Below are 4315 nucleotides of genomic sequence, written 5' to 3' on the forward strand. Positions count from 1 at the left end.
CCCCACCTTCCCGCCGACCCTGCCGCTGCTGGCGCTCGACCGGATCATGGCCAACCGGCATGGCATGATTGCCGCCATCGACGCGCATGACACGCCGCTTTCACGCGTTGCCTCCGACCACCTGCCGCTGACAGCTTTCGTGCGCCTGGAGCGGGTGGACGATAACGCCTTGATGTCTCCCGCGTCGCAAAGAGTGTAAAATTAGTCGGAACGCCCAGTTCTTCCGCGAGTTACCATGTCTTGAACGTGTAGGAGGACGAGATGAAGAAGTTGATTCTGGCTTCCCTGTTGGCATTGGCCGCGACAGCGGCGATCACTGCGCCGACGCGAGCGGCAAGCGTGACCATCCAGTCCGACGACGATCGATATTTGCCGGACGACGATTCCGACAGTGGGATCGTTATTCGCCGTCACCACCGGGATCGCTATTACGACAATCAGTATGATGGCGACCGGAACGTTCAGTATGACGATGGCGAATACCGGTACGGCGAATATCGCCGCCACCACAGGCATCATCGCTGCCATATCGAACTGGTCAAGCACTGGCGCCACCACCACAGGGTGATCGAAGAGGTTCGCGTCTGCGGCTGATCCCGATCCGTACCAACCAGCCGGCGAAAGCCGGCCGGTTGGTCGCGTATTGGGGGGCGAGAGATGCCGCCATGGACCAGTTGGAAACGCCTTGCAGACGACTGACGCGCGGCGCGGTTCGCGCAGCTGGATTACCTGGCTGATCTTGTCGCGATTGCGCTTGGCCCGGTAACTCACTCTCCACCATCCTCGTCAAGCCGCAGATCACCGGCGCGCTTCCCAGGGCATGGCAATCGGCTAGCCGATCCCACCATGGACCGGTCGTTGCCCGACCCGTGTTCGGGTTGGGCTTGCTCTTCGCATTTGGTGCCTCTGGACACAGCCGTGGAAGGCTGAAAAATGTGGAGCGCAACTCGGCTTTTGGAGTTGAACCGGAACACCAGGAGGATGGCGCTGAAATTGGAAGATATTGCCGGCCATCCGGCGTTGCATCGCTACGTTCAGGAACAGTCCCTGGCGCTGATCCGAATCTATGAGGAGAGCCCTCGCCTGGCTTCCATTTTCGCCACGCAGCAGCGTTGGCTAATGGGTCATGTCGGCCTCGCCATGCATTTCAGGCGCGATCCGCACGACCGCCGCAAGGAACTGACGGTATCGCGGTTCATCGAGTTCGTGCACCAGCATGCGGTCGCCAGCCGCAACACGGCGGACGCTTTCATCAAGGAGATGCTGCACTACCACATCGCCGAGTATGTGTCGGGTGGCGACGGCCGTACGCACCCTTTGCAGCCGACGGCGGCAACCGTGCAGACCTTTACCGGCTGGGTCCTTGCCCATCTGCGGACGCTGGATCGCCTCGACGGCGCTGACCGCTTGGCCAGGTTCCTCGAACACCCCGAGATGGTTGCCGGGCTGCAGCCTCTGGTGGCGGACGGCCTGCTTGCCTCCAAGCCGGTGCGCGAACCCAACCAGACCTTTTCGCTGTTCATCTGGCTCAACAATGGCGGCATCGTCATGGACTGGCTGATGTCGGGCATCGACCCCGATCACGCCGGCCTGGACCAGATTCCGACCAGCGTGGTTTCGATCGGAGATTTCGCCAAATGGCTCAAGCTCTCGCGGACCCATCTGGCCCGCAAGCTGCGCGCTGCCGAGAATCTCGGCAGCATCGGCTGGCTCGGCCAGCGCGGCCATTCGGTGATGTGGGTGTCGAATACATTCTACCAGGAATACATGACAGTCCAGGCGGCCAAACTGGCCATCGTCGACACCGCTTTCAATGCCTGTTTTCCGCCGGCTGGAAGCTGATCGGTGCGGCATCCCCGTAACGGGGATGCCTTTCAATGCGGGCGATCAAAATCCCGAAGTTCTCAGTCGATGTCGAACGACACGCCCTGGGCGAGCGGCAGCGCCTTGGAATAGTTCACCGTGTTGGTGGCGCGCCGCATATAGGCCTTCCATGCGTCGGAGCCGCTCTCGCGGCCGCCGCCGGTTTCCTTTTCGCCGCCAAAGGCACCGCCGATCTCGGCGCCCGACGTACCGATGTTGACATTGGCAATGCCGCAATCCGATCCGTCGACACCCAGGAAACGCTCGGATTCCTGCAGGTCGCGGGTGAAGATCGACGACGACAGGCCTGCGCCCACGGCATTGTGCTCGTCGAGCACGGCGTCGAAATCCGAATATTTCATCACATAGAGGATCGGCGCGAAGGTCTCTTCCGTGACAGGGGCCACCTGCTTGGGCATCTCGACCAGCGCCGGGTGCACGTAATAGGCATCCGGGTGCCCGTTCTCGACCCGCGTGCCGCCGGTCACCTTGCCGCCATGGGCGGCGGCTTCCTTCAGCGCCTTCTGCATGGCCTCGTATGCCGCCTTGTCGATCAGTGGCCCGACCAGCGAGGAGGTCTCCAGCGGATTGCCGACAGACACACTCTCGTAAGCCTTCTTGAGGCGCGGAACCAGGGCGTCGTAGACGCTGTCATGCACGAACAGGCGCCGCAGCGTCGTGCAGCGCTGGCCGGCCGTGCCCATCGCTCCAAAGGCAATCGCGCGCAGCGCCATGTCGAGATCGGCGCTCGGGCAGACGATGCCGGCATTGTTGCCACCGAGTTCGAGCACTGCGCGGGCAAAGCGCTTGGCCAGCCGCGGGCCGACGTCGCGGCCCATGCGGGTCGAGCCGGTCGCCGAAACCAACGGCACTTTGGGGTGATCGACCAGGATCTCGCCGACGGCGCGGTCGCCGATCAGCACCGGCGCCAGGCCATCAGGTGCGTCCGCGCCGAAGCGCTTGACCGCACGCTTGAAGATGGCCTCGCAGGCAAGTGCGGTCAGCGGCGTCTTTTCCGACGGCTTCCACACCACCGCGTCGCCGCAGACCAGCGCCAGGGCGGCATTCCAGGACCACACCGCGACCGGGAAATTGAAGGCGGAAATGACGCCGACGACGCCGAGCGGATGCCAGGTTTCCATCATCCGATGGCCCGGGCGCTCGGTGGCGATGGTCAGGCCGTACAATTGCCGGGAGAGGCCTACGGCGAAATCGCAGATGTCGATCATCTCCTGCACTTCGCCGAGCCCCTCGGACGGGATCTTGCCGACCTCGATCGACACCAGCCGGCCAAGCTCGGCCTTGTGCGCGCGCAGTTCCTCGCCGAGCAGCCGCACCAGTTCGCCACGCCGCGGGCCCGGCACCATGCGCCAGGCCTGGAAGGCCTTGTGCGCGGCATCGATCACCTTGGCCGCGTCAGCCGGCGAGATCGTCTTCAGCGCCGCGATCTGCTCGCCCGTCACCGGGCTGCGCACGATCAGGTCGCCGCCGACGAGCGCTTCCTTGGCCACGCCCAGTTTCGCCAGCAGTTCGGTCGTTTCCTTGCCTATCGTCATTCTTGTCCCTTTCAGATCCCGTCGCCATCATATGGCGCTGGGTTAAGCCTTCGCCGTGTCGCCCGTGTGCCGAAAGGCACTTCAGGCGCAGTCATGGCGTGGCATTACTCGTTTCAGGGGAAAATCGCCACCCCGGCATGGTCCAAGCCCAAACTACACGATTGAGCCAGATGGGGAGGTGACGCTCAGTTTGCCTTTTTCGCCGGCGGGCGCACCGCACCGTCCTTGATCAACCGGTCGATATGCATGCGGATATGGGCAGCCTCTGCCGCCGTGTTCGCAAGCGCTATGGCGCGGTCGAAGGCGACGCGCGCCTCGTCGCCCCGGTCGAGCTGCATCAAGAGGCCCCCCTTGAGCCCGAAAAAGTGGAAATAGCCGGAAAGCCGTTCTTCCAGCGGCTCGATCATGGCCAGCGCCTCCCCCGGTCCACGCACCTTCGAGACCGCGACGGCCCGGTTGAGCGTGACCACCGGCGACGGCTGCATCTGCTCCAGCAAGCGGTAGAGCAGGTCGATCTCGTTCCAGTCCGTATCCTCGGCCTTTTCGGCCCGCGCATGCAGCGCGGCAATCGCCGCCTGCACCTGGTAAGGGCCGGGCTTGCGATGGCGCAGCGCCTTGTCGACCAGTGCCAGCCCCTCATCGATCATCTTGCGGCTCCACAGGCTGCGATCCTGGTCTTCGAGCAGCACGATCTCGCCGCTCTCGTCGAAACGGGCCGGTGCGCGCGCATGCTGCAGAAGCAACAGCGCCGTCAGCCCCATGATCTCCGGCTCCGTCTGGAACAGCCGCAGCAACAGCCGTGCCAGCCGGATCGCCTCCTCGCACAGCGGCGCGCGGGCCGGCGCCTCGCCGCTGTTGGTCGAATAGGCCTCGTTGAAGACCAGGTAGACCATGCC

General features: G+C 63.9%; 4 protein-coding genes and 1 pseudogene. 3 read left to right on the forward strand and 2 right to left on the reverse strand.

The features are described 5' to 3' along the window. From EOA22_RS25585 to EOA22_RS25595, 3 genes and pseudogenes are all read left to right on the forward strand, one after another. Positions 1-199, forward strand: a pseudogene (locus tag EOA22_RS25585) (EEP domain-containing protein); the annotation flags it as partial. Between the two features lie 62 nt (positions 200-261). After that, complete coding sequence (locus EOA22_RS25590; protein ID WP_063168906.1) at positions 262-594, forward strand: hypothetical protein; 333 nt, start codon at positions 262-264, stop codon at positions 592-594. Between the two features lie 387 nt (positions 595-981). Continuing rightward, positions 982-1842, forward strand: coding sequence for a hypothetical protein (locus tag EOA22_RS25595; protein WP_024502664.1), 861 nt, complete (start codon positions 982-984; stop codon positions 1840-1842). Positions 1843-1904: 62 nt separating this feature from the next. On the opposite strand, the gene EOA22_RS25600 is transcribed toward EOA22_RS25595, so the two are convergent. Beyond that, on the reverse strand, positions 1905-3419 hold the full coding sequence (locus tag EOA22_RS25600) for an aldehyde dehydrogenase family protein (protein ID WP_027161453.1): 1515 nt from the start codon (positions 3417-3419) through the stop codon (positions 1905-1907). Between the two features lie 185 nt (positions 3420-3604). After that, a partial coding sequence (locus tag EOA22_RS25605; RefSeq protein ID WP_348629505.1) for a DUF6596 domain-containing protein occupies positions 3605-4315 on the reverse strand: 711 nt, incomplete at its 5' end.

Source organism: Mesorhizobium sp. M7A.F.Ca.US.014.04.1.1, from assembly GCF_003998745.1.
GTDB classification, from domain to species: domain Bacteria; phylum Pseudomonadota; class Alphaproteobacteria; order Rhizobiales; family Rhizobiaceae; genus Mesorhizobium; species Mesorhizobium ciceri.